General features: G+C 42.5%; 14 protein-coding genes and 1 riboswitch. Of the genes, 9 read left to right on the forward strand and 5 right to left on the reverse strand.

Annotated elements, in window-relative coordinates:
- The first annotated feature begins 178 nt into the window (after nucleotides 1–178).
- Together pepV and CUU66_RS06210 are read left to right on the forward strand one after the other, a co-directional pair.
- On the forward strand, nucleotides 179–1,651 hold the full coding sequence (pepV, locus tag CUU66_RS06205) for a dipeptidase PepV (RefSeq protein WP_101640810.1): 1,473 nt from the start codon (nucleotides 179–181) through the stop codon (nucleotides 1,649–1,651).
- 618 nt (nucleotides 1,652–2,269) lie between these two features.
- The gene (locus tag CUU66_RS06210; RefSeq protein ID WP_101640811.1) at nucleotides 2,270–2,395 is read left to right on the forward strand and encodes a hypothetical protein; all 126 of its coding nucleotides are present in this window, start codon (nucleotides 2,270–2,272) and stop codon (nucleotides 2,393–2,395) included.
- A gap of 732 nt (nucleotides 2,396–3,127) precedes the next feature.
- Here the strand turns inward: CUU66_RS06210 and CUU66_RS06215 are convergent.
- Nucleotides 3,128–4,954: an APC family permease gene (locus CUU66_RS06215; protein ID WP_101640812.1), complete on the reverse strand. Its 1,827-nt coding sequence runs from the start codon at nucleotides 4,952–4,954 to the stop codon at nucleotides 3,128–3,130.
- A 153-nt stretch (nucleotides 4,955–5,107) separates the two neighbouring features.
- A riboswitch (cyclic di-AMP (ydaO/yuaA leader) is annotated at nucleotides 5,108–5,242 on the reverse strand.
- A gap of 270 nt (nucleotides 5,243–5,512) precedes the next feature.
- Between CUU66_RS06215 and CUU66_RS06220 the strand changes: the two genes are divergently transcribed.
- Together CUU66_RS06220 and CUU66_RS06225 are read left to right on the forward strand one after the other, a co-directional pair.
- Nucleotides 5,513–5,707, forward strand: coding sequence for a hypothetical protein (locus CUU66_RS06220; protein WP_101640813.1), 195 nt, complete (start codon nucleotides 5,513–5,515; stop codon nucleotides 5,705–5,707).
- Nucleotides 5,708–6,012: 305 nt separating this feature from the next.
- Nucleotides 6,013–6,729: a 3-ketoacyl-ACP reductase gene (locus tag CUU66_RS06225; RefSeq protein WP_101640814.1), complete on the forward strand. Its 717-nt coding sequence runs from the start codon at nucleotides 6,013–6,015 to the stop codon at nucleotides 6,727–6,729.
- Between the two features lie 195 nt (nucleotides 6,730–6,924).
- Here CUU66_RS06225 and CUU66_RS24030 read toward each other — a convergent pair whose 3' ends face one another.
- The 3 genes from CUU66_RS24030 to CUU66_RS06235 form a co-directional block, all read right to left on the reverse strand.
- The gene (locus tag CUU66_RS24030) at nucleotides 6,925–7,092 is read right to left on the reverse strand and encodes a hypothetical protein (protein WP_180955177.1); all 168 of its coding nucleotides are present in this window, start codon (nucleotides 7,090–7,092) and stop codon (nucleotides 6,925–6,927) included.
- Nucleotides 7,067–7,318 carry a Type 1 glutamine amidotransferase-like domain-containing protein gene (locus tag CUU66_RS06230; protein WP_101640815.1) on the reverse strand — a complete coding sequence of 84 codons (252 nt, stop codon included), beginning with the start codon at nucleotides 7,316–7,318 and terminating at the stop codon, nucleotides 7,067–7,069. The genes CUU66_RS24030 and CUU66_RS06230 overlap by 26 nt, the downstream gene beginning before the upstream one ends.
- Before the next feature lie 434 nt (nucleotides 7,319–7,752).
- Nucleotides 7,753–8,349: a nucleotidyltransferase domain-containing protein gene (locus CUU66_RS06235; protein WP_101640816.1), complete on the reverse strand. Its 597-nt coding sequence runs from the start codon at nucleotides 8,347–8,349 to the stop codon at nucleotides 7,753–7,755.
- A gap of 119 nt (nucleotides 8,350–8,468) precedes the next feature.
- On the opposite strand from CUU66_RS06235, the gene CUU66_RS06240 reads away from it, so the two are divergent.
- From CUU66_RS06240 to CUU66_RS06260, 5 genes are all read left to right on the forward strand, one after another.
- Entirely contained in the window at nucleotides 8,469–9,311 is an 843-nt protein-coding gene (locus CUU66_RS06240; RefSeq protein WP_101640817.1) for a MurR/RpiR family transcriptional regulator, read from the forward strand.
- Complete coding sequence (locus tag CUU66_RS06245; protein WP_180955179.1) at nucleotides 9,308–10,468, forward strand: amidohydrolase; 1,161 nt, start codon at nucleotides 9,308–9,310, stop codon at nucleotides 10,466–10,468. Before CUU66_RS06240 ends, CUU66_RS06245 begins: the two co-directional genes overlap by 4 nt.
- A gap of 10 nt (nucleotides 10,469–10,478) precedes the next feature.
- The gene (locus CUU66_RS06250; protein WP_101640819.1) at nucleotides 10,479–11,315 is read left to right on the forward strand and encodes a GNAT family N-acetyltransferase; all 837 of its coding nucleotides are present in this window, start codon (nucleotides 10,479–10,481) and stop codon (nucleotides 11,313–11,315) included.
- The gene (menC, locus tag CUU66_RS06255; RefSeq protein WP_101640820.1) at nucleotides 11,305–12,414 is read left to right on the forward strand and encodes an o-succinylbenzoate synthase; all 1,110 of its coding nucleotides are present in this window, start codon (nucleotides 11,305–11,307) and stop codon (nucleotides 12,412–12,414) included. The genes CUU66_RS06250 and menC overlap by 11 nt, the downstream gene beginning before the upstream one ends.
- 293 nt (nucleotides 12,415–12,707) lie before the next feature.
- The gene (locus CUU66_RS06260) at nucleotides 12,708–13,118 is read left to right on the forward strand and encodes a YkvA family protein (RefSeq protein ID WP_101640821.1); all 411 of its coding nucleotides are present in this window, start codon (nucleotides 12,708–12,710) and stop codon (nucleotides 13,116–13,118) included.
- A 35-nt stretch (nucleotides 13,119–13,153) separates the two neighbouring features.
- Here CUU66_RS06260 and CUU66_RS24750 read toward each other — a convergent pair whose 3' ends face one another.
- Nucleotides 13,154–14,293, reverse strand: coding sequence for a YecA family protein (locus CUU66_RS24750; RefSeq protein WP_257967915.1), 1,140 nt, complete (start codon nucleotides 14,291–14,293; stop codon nucleotides 13,154–13,156).
- Nucleotides 14,294–14,305: the final 12 nt, after the last annotated feature.

Genomic DNA, 14,305 nt, shown 5'->3' on the forward strand with positions numbered 1-14,305 from the left:
AGCCTTTGTTTTCCAAATAGGTGACTTTTGTTAAAAATCAACTGAGGTCCGCTTCAACAAAATGCATGTTTACACAATAAGCCGTCCGGTAAAGAAACTCAGCGTGCTTTTTCAACCTCAATAAATTACAATTTTTCTATACGATTTATTAAACTCGAATGATAAGGAGGAAGATATCTTGAATTGGCATGGTCAAATTCTTAACCGAAAATCAGAATTATTGGCTGATTTAACCGAACTTTTAAAAATCAAAAGTATTAAAGATTTATCCACAGCTTCCAAGGAGGCACCGATGGGAGCGGCTATAAGTGAAGCACTCAGCTTTATGCTGGATAAGGCTGAGAAAGATGGCTTCCGGACTAAAAACATAGAGGGTTACGCGGGTTATGCCGAGATGGGCCCTGAGAATGCAGAAAATTACATAGGGATATTATGCCACGTTGATGTGGTGCCGGCCTCCTCCGGGGACTGGACGTCCGACCCTTTTGTTCCGGAAGTACGGGATGGGATGCTTTATGCACGAGGCGCCATTGATGATAAAGGACCGACCATGGCTGCTTATTATGCATGTAAGCTTGTGAAGGAATTAGGCCTGCCGCTGAAGCACAGAATCCGTATTATATTTGGTACTGATGAAGAAAGCGGCATGAGCTGTATGCAGAAATATATGGAGCTTGAACCGCATCCTATCGCCGGCTTTGCCCCGGATGCTGATTTCCCCATTATTTATGCTGAAAAGGGGCAGATCAACATACGTCTGAAATTCAATCGGGAAATAGGGATTGTCCCCGCCCAAAACAGCGTGAATTCCAGTATTGGCGCGGGTGCTGAAGGCCGGGAAATGGGGACTGTCCCCACCTTGGTGTCGTTTAAGGCCGGGGAGAGGGCAAATGTGGTACCTGATCTGGCGGTAGCAAGTGTAAGCGGAGCTGGCTTGGAGTCTGTGAAGGCTGCTTTTGAGATTTTCTGCAGGGACCAGAATTTGGAAGGGAGAAGTGTCGAGGATCAGGGGATTCTTACGCTTTCTATTAAGGGTAAATCTGCACATGCAATGGAACCTGAAAAAGGTTTAAATGCAGGGACCAAGCTTGCAGGATTTCTAGTGACACAGGATTTAGAGCTGACCGGGCATAATTATCTTCGTTTTCTAGCTGAATGCCTGGATGGGGATCATTACGGGAAGAAGCTATCCATAGCCTTTCGCGATGACATTACCGGACCTCTCACGGTTAACCCCGGCATTCTTCAATATGATGCGAATGAAGCATTTGTCCACTTGAATCTTAGATGTCCGGTAAAGACCTCCTATAAACATTTGTATGAAAAATTAGAGGCAGAAGCGGCCAAATACGGTTTTGAAACAAATGAACTTCGTGAAAGGAAGCCCCACCATGTGGATGCAGAACATCCTCTTATCAAGACCTTGCAGAAGGTGTACCAGGAAGAAACTTTATCAGAGCCCGTGCTTTTGACGACCGGAGGAAATACCTATGCACGCACAATCCAAAACGGAGTTGCCTTCGGTGCCTTGTTCCCAGGAAGACCGGATACAGCCCACCAGAAGGACGAATGCGCAGCAGTTGATGACTTGATAAAAGCATCCTCTATTTATGCCCGGGCCATTTTTGAATTAGCAAATACTGATTTTTAAACAAGAGATGAAGTCCTCCTGGAAACTTCTGGCTAATCAAAAGGCTCTTTTCTAAAGGCTCTTTTCTAAAAGATTGTTGTTTTTTAGTAGTTCGGTGAACCTACCCTATTGTTAAACAGGTTGATTGGAACGTAAGGTGCGAGACTCCTGCGGGAGCAGCGGGCAATGTCCGGCTCCAGCGCCTAGACCCTCGAGTCATAAGCCAATCGGTCCATGGAAAGGAAAACCGCTTTCCACGGCCCGCTTGTCTTATGCTTGTCGGGTCTGAACAAGGCACTTCCGCTTTTCTATTAGGTGAGACCCCACAGGCGAAGCCGAGGAGGCTCAACGCCCGCCCCGCGGAAAGCGAGCATCCTGTAGTGGAAATCAACCCCCATGTTCAAAAACAACAAAGTTTGCGAAAACAGCCTTTCTAAAAGATTGTTTTTTTTAATAAGTTTTGTTATATCACCCTATTGTTAAATCAGTCCGCGGAAAGCGAGCATCCTGAAGCGGAAATCAACTTCTTGTTCAATAGCAGCAGAGTTTTTAAAAACAGCCTATCAACAACAGGTTTAAGGTTTCAAACCTGCACTCCTGGTAAACAATACATATATCAAAAGTATTGCAGGAGGTTCTATGGATAAGCATAATAAACCGCTGTTAAGTGACGAGTTCTTAGATGCCCTCGAGGAGGAAATCAACCAGCTGTATGGCGGCTGCATGGAGAATCAAGACACAGAGCCAAACAAGGACGGACTCTGATAAAATAGGGACTGGATTTATCCAGCCCCTTTTCAGACTGCCGAGAAAATCTCGGCGGATTTTTTACGTGTGCAGTTTGAGTAAAGTGCCTGGAGTCTCAATTTGACGATATGCTTATGAAACTACTAAGAAAAAAAGTAGCTGTATAAGCATAAAAGGAGCCGGATAAGCATAAAGGCAATAGGATAAGCATAACCAAAAATACATAAGCATAGAAAGAAGAGAGATAATCATAAACATGGAAAACATAAGCATAATACCTTAAAACCTAAGCATAAACTACCCAAACCTAAGCATAAGTTCCCTAAAGTTAAGCATAAACCTTTCACTTCTTTCTTAAATACTTTTATTTTGGTAAAAACCTCCTTTATCACACTTACTTTTACGCAGCCCATGTTAAAAATCATACAAAAAAGGGATCGAAACGTATGATGCAGCCAATATTAGAGTCAATATCCGCATAAAAATGGCCGAACCCCCTCGTATCGTCTGGCAGTCACAATGAATGGAGGTATTACCGATTTCAAGACCGAACCATACGTAGTAAGGCTGTAGTTTCAAGCAAAAAAAAGAATCGAACAAATTCCCCAATACGCATGAGTACCTTAAGAAGGATCATGCAACAAATTCAACAGGAATCACCTTCCAAAATAGTCCCCAATTTATTAAAAACCAGCAGAATGTCTCCATAAGCTTAAAAAGGGAGCTGGATCCATCCAGCTCCCTTTCCCTTTATTGTTTAAGATGATATGGAACAGTTGTTACAATGACATTCCTTCTATATAGAAGAAACGCACGGATAAGCAGGCTGGACTGATTATGAAGAATATTATGCCAGCTCTTCTTAGGAATGAACTGCGGGATCAGCACAGTTACTCGGTAGTTAGAATCTTCCGCTTTATGCTGGACTGTATCGATAAATTTCGTTAACGGATGGATTATGCTTCTATAATAAGAATGCAGCGTTACTAATCTGATATCAGGCTGCCACTTTTTCCACTTCTCCTCAAAAGTGCGTTCCTGTTCCCTTTCAAACGCCACATACACAGCAATAATCTGGTCAGCATTTAGAGATTTAGCATAATTTAAAGAATTCTCCACAACATGGGTGATACCGGCCACCGGTACAATGATGACATTTCCTTCAATCGGCAGAGCCGGTTCACAGGTTGTGATTCGTAATTGATCGCCGACTGCATCATAATGTCTTTTAATTCGATGGAACAAAAAGACTAGAAGCGGCAGAAAGATGAGTACAGGCCACACTTGAGCAAACTTGGTGATAAAGAATGTCATCATTACCAGGAAGCTGATTAAGGCCCCAATAGCATTGATGGTTAGCTTGACTTGCCATCCATTCGGTTTTTCCCGGATCCATTTAACAAGCATCCCTGTCTGGGACAGGGTGAAAGGTATGAAAACCCCCACTGCATAGAGCGGTATTAATTGTTCCGTCTGTCCTCTAAAAGCGACGATCAGCAGAATGGATGTAATGCCCAGGAAGATAATTCCGTTTGAATATCCCAAACGGTCTCCTCTCATAGTGAACATTCTCGCAATATATTTATCCTTTGCGAGGCTGTAAGCGAGCAGCGGAAATGCGGAATATCCGGTATTAGCAGCGAGAACGAGAATCATGGCCGTTGTGACCTGAATGAAATAATACATAAAGTTTCTGCCAAACGTTTCTGAAGCGATCTGGGATACAACCGTTTCCTTCTCTGTTGGCGTAATTCCATAGTAATAGGCTAAGAATACAATTCCTGAAAAAAGAAGAGCAAGCAGGAGTCCCATCGCCATCAAAGTTGCAGCGGCGTTTTTCGGTGCAGGACTTTTAAAGTTAGGAATCGCATTAGATATGGCCTCTACACCCGTCAGGGCTGAACTTCCTGATGCGAAAGCACGCAAAAGCAGGAACAAAGAGATTCCGGCTACAGGTGTTCCGACAGGTGAATGCAGGTCTGCCGGTACATGCCCTGTAAAAATATGATACAACCCTACGCCGATTAAAATAAATAGAGCCAGCACAAACAAATAGACCGGATAGGCCAAAATGGAAGCAGACTCAGTAATTCCCCTGAGATTCAGAAGTGTTATAAACACGATAAGGACACTTGCAATCAAAACATTATGTTCATGCAAAGCTGGGAACGCCGATGTAATTGCATCCGTACCAGCGGAGACACTTACTGCTACTGTCAGGATATAATCGACTAACAATGAACCGCCTGCCACTAAACCCGGATTTTCACCCAAATTCTGTTTGGAAACGACATACGCTCCTCCTCCGTGGGGATACGCAAATATGATCTGTCTATAAGAAAGGATGAGTGCTGCTAATAAAAACAGGACCCCCAATGCTATAGGGAGGGAGTACCAAAAAGCAGCTGCACTTACTGTAATTAAGACGATCAGGATCTGCTCGGGACCGTATGCCACCGACGATAGCGCATCCGAAGAAAGGATCGCTAGAGCTTTCGTTTTATTAAGTTTTTGTTCCCCGAGTTCTGTTGATTTCAGGGGACGCCCGATTAAAAACCTTTTAATCGAAGATAACATGCTGCACCCACCAATTGTTTGATATTTTTTTTATTTTCCCCATCTGCCCCAATGTAACTCCAAAATTAAAACATTTTAGAAGCCTAGACGCAAAAAAGCCACAAGGCGTGTAGAAGCCCTGCGGACATTAAATGACAGTGTCTCACAGCCTCACCTTCCTCTCTTCTTACGCTTACGAGGTTAGCTGCCGGATTCGGACTAAAGAGTAGCCCTACCTAACTTTTAGGATTCACCCCAGATACAAAAGTGGGTCCCCCGCTCCAATAATGGATTAAGCGATATAGAAATATGAAACTGATGATTATCTTACTCCCGTTTTGTCCTATTGTAAATGTTTTTTTTGTAAAAATTTATCTCTCAAAAATTCGAAATATACAAAGCTTATATAGGTAAAATAAAGTTGAAAACGCAGTCACTTTTAAGAATTTTAGGCAGCGCAAATGTTGTTAAAATCTGCTATTATTTTTTTAAGTATTTTTACAAAAAAAGTATGGAAAATAAAATTAACCTTGTTATAATGTTCATTATGAAATCACAACATTAAAAAAGGTGGGCTTTATGGGGACTACATCTTGCAGGTATGTTATTAATGCTACAGGCAAAGGCGGAGAAACATACCATACCTCATGCCAGGGTAAACAAGAGCTTAAGAAATGGATTGAGGACCATCAAGAAAAGCTGCTGCTGGACGAATTAAAAATAACTGACAATCGCAAGAATCCATTCTTAAAATTGTTCTCCTTAAGTAAATAACATTGTGGAAGTCATTCTTTCAGGGTGGCTTTTTTTTGTTTTATTCTAAAAAAGGCTCTGGCAGACCAAGCTGTTACTCTCATTCTGGTAGCCTCCTCTTTTCGTCTATCCCGAGGGCCGCCCTGTCCTTTTGCACAAAGATTCGACCCTGCAGGTACAAAGTGCCAAAAAATCCACAATAGATTTTGAAGCTGCCCTAAAACCAGCTTTTGCATCTAAGATCTATAACGGGATAAACAAATCAGGGTACAAAAAAATGCTCTTGGGGTATATTAATAAGGTAAAATGAATAGAGGAGTGATTGGATGCATTCATTACAAGGAAAAAATGCCCTTATTACCGGAGCTGGCCGGGGCATCGGCCGCGCCGCTGCCATAGCTTTGGCAAAAGAAGGTGTGAACATAGGTCTGCTTGGCTTGAACATGTCGAATCTTGAGAAGGTAACGGAAGAATTAGATGCCTATGACGTAACAACGTCCGCGGCCCGCGGAGACGTGTCCGACCTGGAATCGGTGACAAGTGCGGTAGAACATATCAAGTCTGATCTTGGTTCGATTGATATCCTCATAAATAATGCGGGGATCGCTAAGTTTGGCGGCTTTTTGGAGTTAAGCCCAGAGGAGTGGGAAAATATTATCCGCGTGAATTTAATGGGCGTCTATAATGTAACACGTGCAGTTCTTCCTGGAATGGTAGAAGCTAAGTCTGGTGATATCATTAATATTTCGTCCTCTGCCGGCCAAAAGGGTGCGCCTGTCACAAGTGCATACAGCGCGTCTAAATTTGCAGTGCTCGGCCTTACCGAATCTCTCATGTATGAGGTGAGGAAACACAATATCAGAGTATCTGCCCTGACTCCAAGCACTGTCGCAACGGACCTGGCCTTTGAGAACAAATTGACAGAGGGAGATCCAGAAACAGTGATGCAGCCCGAAGATCTTGCTGAATTTATGGTCGCCCAATTAAAGATGAACCCGAGAATCTTTGTAAAAACAGCTGGACTATGGTCCACAAACCCCTAAATAAAAAACAGTCCTTATAATGAAAGTAGTCAGTTTTTGTCGCTAAAATAATGGACTAACTAACATTTGAATTCATAGGCTCTTTTACACAATACGCAGCACACGTAAAAGCTCAAAGTAAATATCACTCTAAGCTTGGATTTACATAATTCTTATTACATTAAAGTGTACTCTTTAATGTAATAAGAATTTAATCTATTCGTCCCCGTTAATCGCTACGATGTCGCCTATCATTTGGACTTTATTATTTTCAACAATAATCCCATCTCCATCATTTCCAGCATATACTGTTGTCCCACTTGATTTGGCATAATTACGTACCTTTCTTTTATAATCCTCATTCCAGCGATTGTAATGAGGCAAAAACTAATCCATTCTCATCAGAATTTCCTATAAACATCTGAAATAATTTTGCAGACTTTCCAAGTTGAACTGCCCCTCCACTTACACCTGCAATAATCCCTCCTTGATTAAAATACGTTCGTAAAGCTTCTTCCATTTCGCGTTTTTTAATCGCCCTTCTGAATTCTATTGGATTCCCAGCAGAAAGATGAATAATGTCACATTTAAGTAACTCCTTATTTTTCAAGGGATTAAATTCACTATATAGATCAAAGAACAATATGTTTTGAATGCCATAATCACGATAATATTATGCTTTAGTATTGAAATACTTCCTATCCACGTCTTCGGTAGATGGAATATATCCTATCATAATACTTTAAATCTTCCTTCCATCAAATAGTAAATGATCCAACCTTCGATTACCAGGCGATTCAACTACTTGGTCACTATAAAAGAAAAGTTTCCCCATAAATAAACCTCACCCTTAACAGTCTTACATGCATGTCCTTATCCACTATCTAGGCCCTTTAAGAAGGAAGACAGTCATTATTTTCATTATATTTAAACATTATCTACGATCTGCATGGACTTTTATAGTTTCCTTTTTACTTAGGCGAACATATATAAAGAATCGATTTTAAGCTGGATATGTGGCACTTTTCTTAGCCCGCATCGAAGTTATGTTTCAGCTGAAAGTACTGGAATCCATGGAGATCCTGGCAGGTGCTTCTGAAGTGCAGCCCCAAGCCACCTTCTTGAGTCTGAATTCATATAGGGCAAATAGTTTAGGAAGTCCTGCTGGTCCTTTTCTCTTCCTTCCTTGGCCTTATATAACAGCTGCATCTCGGGAGCTGTGAATACCCGGCCGTACCTATCTGTTCTGGCAAAAATTTCTGTTCTCATCCGAATGTCCGGATCTCTTCTGTATAGAATGTTGTCACCAATCTTATCGGTTAATAGAATTTCAATGAATTGTTTTTCTTTGAATAAATGAAGGCAAAAAACGGGTGGCGCGAGATCCGCAGCTGATTTCACGGCTTCCAGGCGGTGCTCCCCTGGTACAGCAGCATATATATCCCATCCACAAAAGTAATCGAGCAAGTATCGGGTATGTTCCCGGTATATACAGATATCGATGTCCTCATGTTGACGGGTAATGTACCCTATTCCCAGGTCTATCGCCCATCCTCCTGAAATCAACCAGGGAAACGTCCAATTTTTCATTATATCCCGTACATGATCTAATTCACTTGTTACCAGCTTCAGCAGGACCACTCCCTCAGAGAATATTCTTAATATTTAATTATTATAAAAACTGTGATATAAGTATAGATAAAGTATTAACTTCATTTTTAAAGAATAATGAAGCAATAACTTCAAAGAGAGGGACGAACATGGATTCACTAACATTTCATGCTTTATTAAAAAGTAAGTTTGACAGTTTATCCGCCGGCCAGAAGAAAGTAGCCCTTTATCTAAGCAAGCATCTGGAAGAAGCTGCTTTTTTAACAGCCTTTCAGTTAGGCAGGAAAGTGGATGTAAGTGAAACAACTGTGATCCGGTTAACGTACGCTCTCGGCTGTGAGGGCTATACAGATATGCAGGCAAGAATTCAGCAGCAGCTGCTTCAGACCACCGCTTTTTCTGGGTCTCTGTTGACCTCTTCAGACGAAACAGATGTTTATTCAAAAATGATCAAAAAAGAAATTCATGTTCTAAATAATCTGCTGGAGCATTTAGACGAGCAATTGATTCGGAAGGCTGCCGATGCGTTACTGCAGGCAGATCAGGTATTGATTGCGGGATATCGTGCTTCCTTTGCAGCGGCCTGCTGGTTCTCCCACACCATCAGCATGCTTAGGGGGAACGTGGTGTTAAGCTCCCCCGCAGGAGATTTCTATGAGAAATTCAACAGTTTAACTAATGAGTCTGTTGTTTTCATTTTCTCACTGCCACGGTATGCACGTGAGTCGCTTGAAATGGCACAATGCGCAGTTGATCGCGGCATTACATTAATATCTGTTACCGATCGTCTTCTGTCCCCTGTCGGCCGCATCTCAAGTTTGGCCTTAACGACAGAAGAGGATGCAAAAGCAGCACCTAATTCTATCGCTTCAGCGATAAGTTTAGCTGAATTAATCATACAGGGTATTTATCAAAGGGCTCCCAAAAGTGTGCTTGCTCATCAGCAGCAGCTCGAAGAACTTTATTCAAAACAGGACATTTTTATCGAATGAAAGAGGTGCGAGAGCTATTGAATCCGATTCATTACTTAGAACAAAAGCAGGGTGAACTTTTTAAAACGTATCACAATCTTCACGAACTTGCCGAACCAAGCTGGCAGGAAAAACAAACATCTGCTTATATTCGAAAGAGGCTCACGGATGCAGGGATTTCCGTTCGTACCTTTGATCAACATTATGGGCTCATTGCCGAAATTCCGGGTGAGACAGAAGAAGTAGTAGCGCTAAGGGCTGATATGGATGCTCTCCTGCAAGAGGTGGACGGGGTGGTCAGACCGAACCATTCATGCGGGCATGACGCTCATAGCACGATGGTTATGCACACAGCTTTGGCGATTGCGTTGAGCGGTATCATACCAAAACGAACGCTTCGTTTTATCTTCCAGCCAGCTGAAGAAAAAGGCCAGGGCGCTCTGCAAATGATGAAAGATGGTGCATTAAGAAACGTTCAATATTTATTCGGTCTTCATGTCCGGCCAAGCTTTGAAGTCCCCATCGGTAAAGCCTCCCCCATCATCATCCATAGCTCTGCCGGTACGGTAAAGGGAACGATCAAAGGCGTCCAGGCCCATGCTGCCAGGCCGGAGGATGGCATCAATGCAATTGAAGCTGCTGCGCTTCTTGTATATAAGCTTAAGCAAATTAAGCTTCCTAAAGAAGAAACCGGTTCCATTAAAATGACGCAGCTGCAATCCGGCAATAATGCTACCAATATCATCCCGGAAACCGCTGTTTTTTCACTGGATGTAAGAGCACAGACCAATAATGCCATGGACAAACTTAAGCAGCTTGCCACAACAGCCATTGATGAAGTTGTTTTAGAAACGGGGGCAACTATCAGCTGGTCAATGGATGAATACGTACCGGCGGCCATAGAAAACAAAGCAGCGAAAAACCTTGCAGCAAGTGCAATAACGAGTATTCTAGGAAGCGCAAATCTGATTCCTTCCTGTATCTCACCCGGCGGAGAAGACTTCCACTTCTACACTCTCGAAAACCCAGGGATCAAAGCCACTATGATTGGATTAGGATGCGGACTGTCCCCGGGCCTGCATCATCCGCAAATGACGTTTAACCAGGACGCATTAATTTATGGAGCTCAAATTTTAACTGCAGCCGTTCTGCTGGCTTCAGAACAGGAAAGGATGTGACCCTAACGGTATGGACATAGAAATCCGCAGACTTACCAGCATAGAAGATTTAGAAGATGTCAGAAAATTAGAATCAAAGATATGGGGCGTGCAGGATTCAGTTCCCACCCATCAAACGCTCACTGCTGTAAAAAATGGCGGATTGGTGCTCGGAGCTTATTATAATGACCAATTGGCAGGATTTCAGTATAGCTTTCCTGGCTACGATGGAAAGACTGTATACCTTTGCTCTCATATCCTCGGTACAGATCCAGACTTCCGTAACCGCGGCATTGGTGAGAAATTAAAGGCAGCTCAGCGGATAGAAGCCGTAAAGCTCGGTTATTCGTTGATTACCTGGACGTACGATCCTTTGGAAAGCATCAATGGATACCTAAACATCCATAAGCTTGGGGGAATTAGTTCCACCTATATCAATAATTGCTATGGAGAGATGGATGACCTATTAAACAGCGGCATTCCATCAGACCGTTTCCTAGTCGAGTGGCATATCACAGACATAAAAGCAAAAATTCCAGAAATCCCCCAGGAGTTCGAAACTGCACAGACAAAGTCACTGATTCAATGGGAAATGGGCGCTGATTCTCTGCCTGTTGTTTCAAGAGTGCTTGAAGCACCATCTGCCCAAGATGGATATGTGTATGTCGCTGTCCCTTCCAGTTACAGGTCCATCCGCGAAATAAATAAAGAAGCGGCCCTGGGCTGGCGGATCCACACCCGGACTATATTTACAGCGCTATTCGAAAATGGATGGCAGGTTTCCCGTTTTTTAAAGCAGCCGGACAAAAAAAGTCCTGTTCATTTTTATGTTCTTTCCAAGAAAGAGGTGAAAACAGATGAAAATTAAAAAGATCACATTAAGACATATGAAACTTGACCTTTTAACCCCGTTCGTAACCAGCTTTGGCATTGAATACGACAAAGATTTTATCCTGGTTGAAGCTGTGACTGAAAGTGGAACAACAGGATGGGCTGAATCTGTTGCGATGCTCGATCCTCTTTATAATGAAGAAACGGTAAAAACCAATTGGCATATACTCGAAGATTATTTAATCCCTATCATTCTTAAATCAGGTATCAGCCATCCGGATGAAGTCTCTGAAAAGCTCTTTAAGCATATCAGGGGAAATTATATGGCAAAGGCAGCGATTGAAGGGGCGGTATGGGATGCTTATGCAAAGGAAAAAGGAATATCTTTGGCACAAGCACTCGGCGGGACCAAGGAAAAAATTGAGGTAGGGGTCTCTATTGGCATTCAGGAATCCATAGATGCTTCCCTCTCGGTGATTGAAGCAAGGCTGAAGGAAGGATATAAGCGATTTAAACTAAAGATTAAGCCGGGATGGGATGTTGAGCTTATTGACCGGGTGCGTCAGGTCTATCCTGAGATCCCATTAATGGCTGATGCCAATTCTGCCTATACGCTGTCTGACATGGACCGCCTAAGGCAGCTGGATGCTTATAACTTGATGATGATCGAGCAGCCGCTTGCCCATAACGATATTATAGATCACGCTGAGCTTCAGGCTGTTCTTTCTACCCCGATTTGCTTAGACGAAAGCATCCATAGCCTTGACGATGCGCGAAAAGCGATAAAACTAGGTAGCTGCAAAATAATTAATATCAAGGTAGGCCGGGTCGGCGGATTAACAGAAGCAAGGAAAATCCACGATCTCTGCATGGAAAGCGGAATTCCGCTGTGGTGCGGCGGCATGCTGGAAGCCGGGATCGGACGTGCCCACAACATTGCCATCACTTCCCTTCCAAACTTCATCCTGCCAGGCGACACTGCAGGTTCTGCCTTGTACTGGAAAGAAGATATAATCACTCCTGAAGTTATAGCAGAAAACGGACTGATTTCGGTACCCAAATTACCTGGAATCGGCTACAAGCCTAATTTAGAAAAAATAGAAAAGTATACCCTTCTCAGCAAAGAATACGAATAATAGTTTGTAAAGCTCCGATCATTGCAACTTACTGATCAGAGCTTTTTTAATCCCCATAACCAAAATATGTATAATGTATTGACACACCCACACGCATGTGTGTATGATTAAATCAAAGACAGCTATCACTTGTATCAAGGATTACTTTGTTTTTACTTCTTTTAGCAGTTGTTCATCCTTTTGAAACTAGAATTATGACGTTATGAACATAAGGCCCATTGAATTTTTCTTACTCTTTTGGTTTGGTATTCGTGCCTAATGGTTATTCATAGACAGCGGTGGAGGTATGAAAAATGAAAGATAGCAGGAAATTCGCAGGCGGATATAAGGTTTTCTTGTCAAAAGCACAGGAATATATGGACAGTAAGGACCGCGTTAAAGGTTTATTAAAAGAAGCAGCGGTAAAGGCTGCTGATAAAAAGGGCAGCCTGAACGAAGCATGGGACAATCTTCAGCTGCTTTTTCAAATGGTTCAAGCGTGGGTAAAGGGGGACTACAAAGAGATCCCAAAGAAGTCGATCCTGACTATCCTTGCCGTCCTTCTCTACTTTGTGGTTCCTACTGATGCTATACCGGACTTTGTTTTCGCTCTTGGTTTCATTGATGATGCTGCTGTGATCGGTTTTGCAGTCAAACAGCTGGTAAGTGATCTAGACGATTTTAAAGCATGGAAAAATTCACAGGCTCCAATTGAATTGGATTGAATAAACAAGGCAGGTTCCGGTGCCTGCCTTGTTTTTTATTGACCACAGCATTTTTTATACTTTTTACCGCTTCCACAGGGGCAGGGATCGTTGCGCCCCACTTTTTCTCGTTCGGTTACAGCGGGTTTATTGACATATTCCTGATAGCTGAGTTCTTTTTGTTCAGCTGCCCGTTTCCAATATTCAAGACGCGGATGAACGATTCCTGCTAGCTTGTAAAAACCATATACGGTCTTTTCTAAGTCTATCATTACTGCCTGATAGCTTTCATTTTTCATAAATTGATCGATCTCCGGCCTGCCTTCAAGCGATAATTGATGGGCTAAGGCTTCAATCACAAGCTCCTTGTCCTCCGGCTGTGTAAACTGCTGATATAACTTTTTCAATTCCATTACGGCCAGAGACGATTTTGTTTCAGCCAGTACAGAAAGTGCATATACATTTCCCTGCCTTGCATAAGGCAGCACAGACTTTATCACATCATCATTTTGAAATTGATTAAGGGTATCCGCCACTTCTACCATCAATAAGTCTTCCTCTTCGCGCGAAAGCATACCAGCCAGCAGGTTTATATACTCATTCTTCTTTAGTAAACCGATCCAATACACGGCAAAAATGCCGGCAAAATTAAACCAGTCTCCGTTTAAGTTTTCATTCAGCAGAAATTTAATTTCGTTGTCATCCACCCAGCCTTTTTTGGCAATTGTCTTAGCAATGAGTTTTGTTTTCCTATATAAAGCATCATCATACGTTTCCTGAGCTTCAAGCTGCGCTAAATGCGAACCATACTCCTCCCATACCTGATCTTCTTCCCCATTAACAAGCACTTCATATAATGCCCATTGGCTGGAAGTAATGAAGGGTGAAAGCTCACTTTTATATTGGAGAGCTTTATTTGGTGGAATGAGATTCACCAGACTCTCATATTGCTCGAAGTCTTTTTTTCCTTTTACATGCTTAATAATCAATGACACAGCTTCTTCATTAAGTGAATGACCTTGGAGCTCATATGAAAGAGAAGCTAAATCTCTACCAGCAGCAGATTCATTTTTGATTAACTGCACGGTCCATTCTTCAGGAATGAGAGGATAGTCTCTCAAAGCCTGCAGGATGAAGAGTCTTACAATCTCATCCTCCGACTTCAGATGCGGCGATAATTTTTCTTTAAATGTCATAGCAATTTTCCT

Source organism: Peribacillus deserti (assembly GCF_002863585.1).
GTDB classification, from domain to species: domain Bacteria; phylum Bacillota; class Bacilli; order Bacillales; family DSM-1321; genus Paraperibacillus; species Paraperibacillus deserti_A.

Excerpts from the sequence above, each read along its gene's own strand:
- CUU66_RS06250 (WP_101640819.1), top strand. The coding sequence starts at position 10,479 with ATGGACATAGAAATCCGCAGACTTACCAGCATAGAAGATTTAGAAGAT.
- CUU66_RS06210 (WP_101640811.1), top strand. The coding sequence starts at position 2,270 with ATGGATAAGCATAATAAACCGCTGTTAAGTGACGAGTTCTTAGATGCC.
- CUU66_RS06245 (WP_180955179.1), top strand. The coding sequence starts at position 9,308 with ATGAAAGAGGTGCGAGAGCTATTGAATCCGATTCATTACTTAGAACAA.
- CUU66_RS06260 (WP_101640821.1), top strand. The coding sequence starts at position 12,708 with ATGAAAGATAGCAGGAAATTCGCAGGCGGATATAAGGTTTTCTTGTCA.
- CUU66_RS06215 (WP_101640812.1), bottom strand. The coding sequence starts at position 4,954 with ATGTTATCTTCGATTAAAAGGTTTTTAATCGGGCGTCCCCTGAAATCA.
- menC (WP_101640820.1), top strand. The coding sequence starts at position 11,305 with ATGAAAATTAAAAAGATCACATTAAGACATATGAAACTTGACCTTTTA.
- CUU66_RS06240 (WP_101640817.1), top strand. The coding sequence starts at position 8,469 with ATGGATTCACTAACATTTCATGCTTTATTAAAAAGTAAGTTTGACAGT.
- CUU66_RS24750 (WP_257967915.1), bottom strand. The coding sequence starts at position 14,293 with ATGACATTTAAAGAAAAATTATCGCCGCATCTGAAGTCGGAGGATGAG.
- CUU66_RS06225 (WP_101640814.1), top strand. The coding sequence starts at position 6,013 with ATGCATTCATTACAAGGAAAAAATGCCCTTATTACCGGAGCTGGCCGG.
- CUU66_RS06220 (WP_101640813.1), top strand. The coding sequence starts at position 5,513 with ATGGGGACTACATCTTGCAGGTATGTTATTAATGCTACAGGCAAAGGC.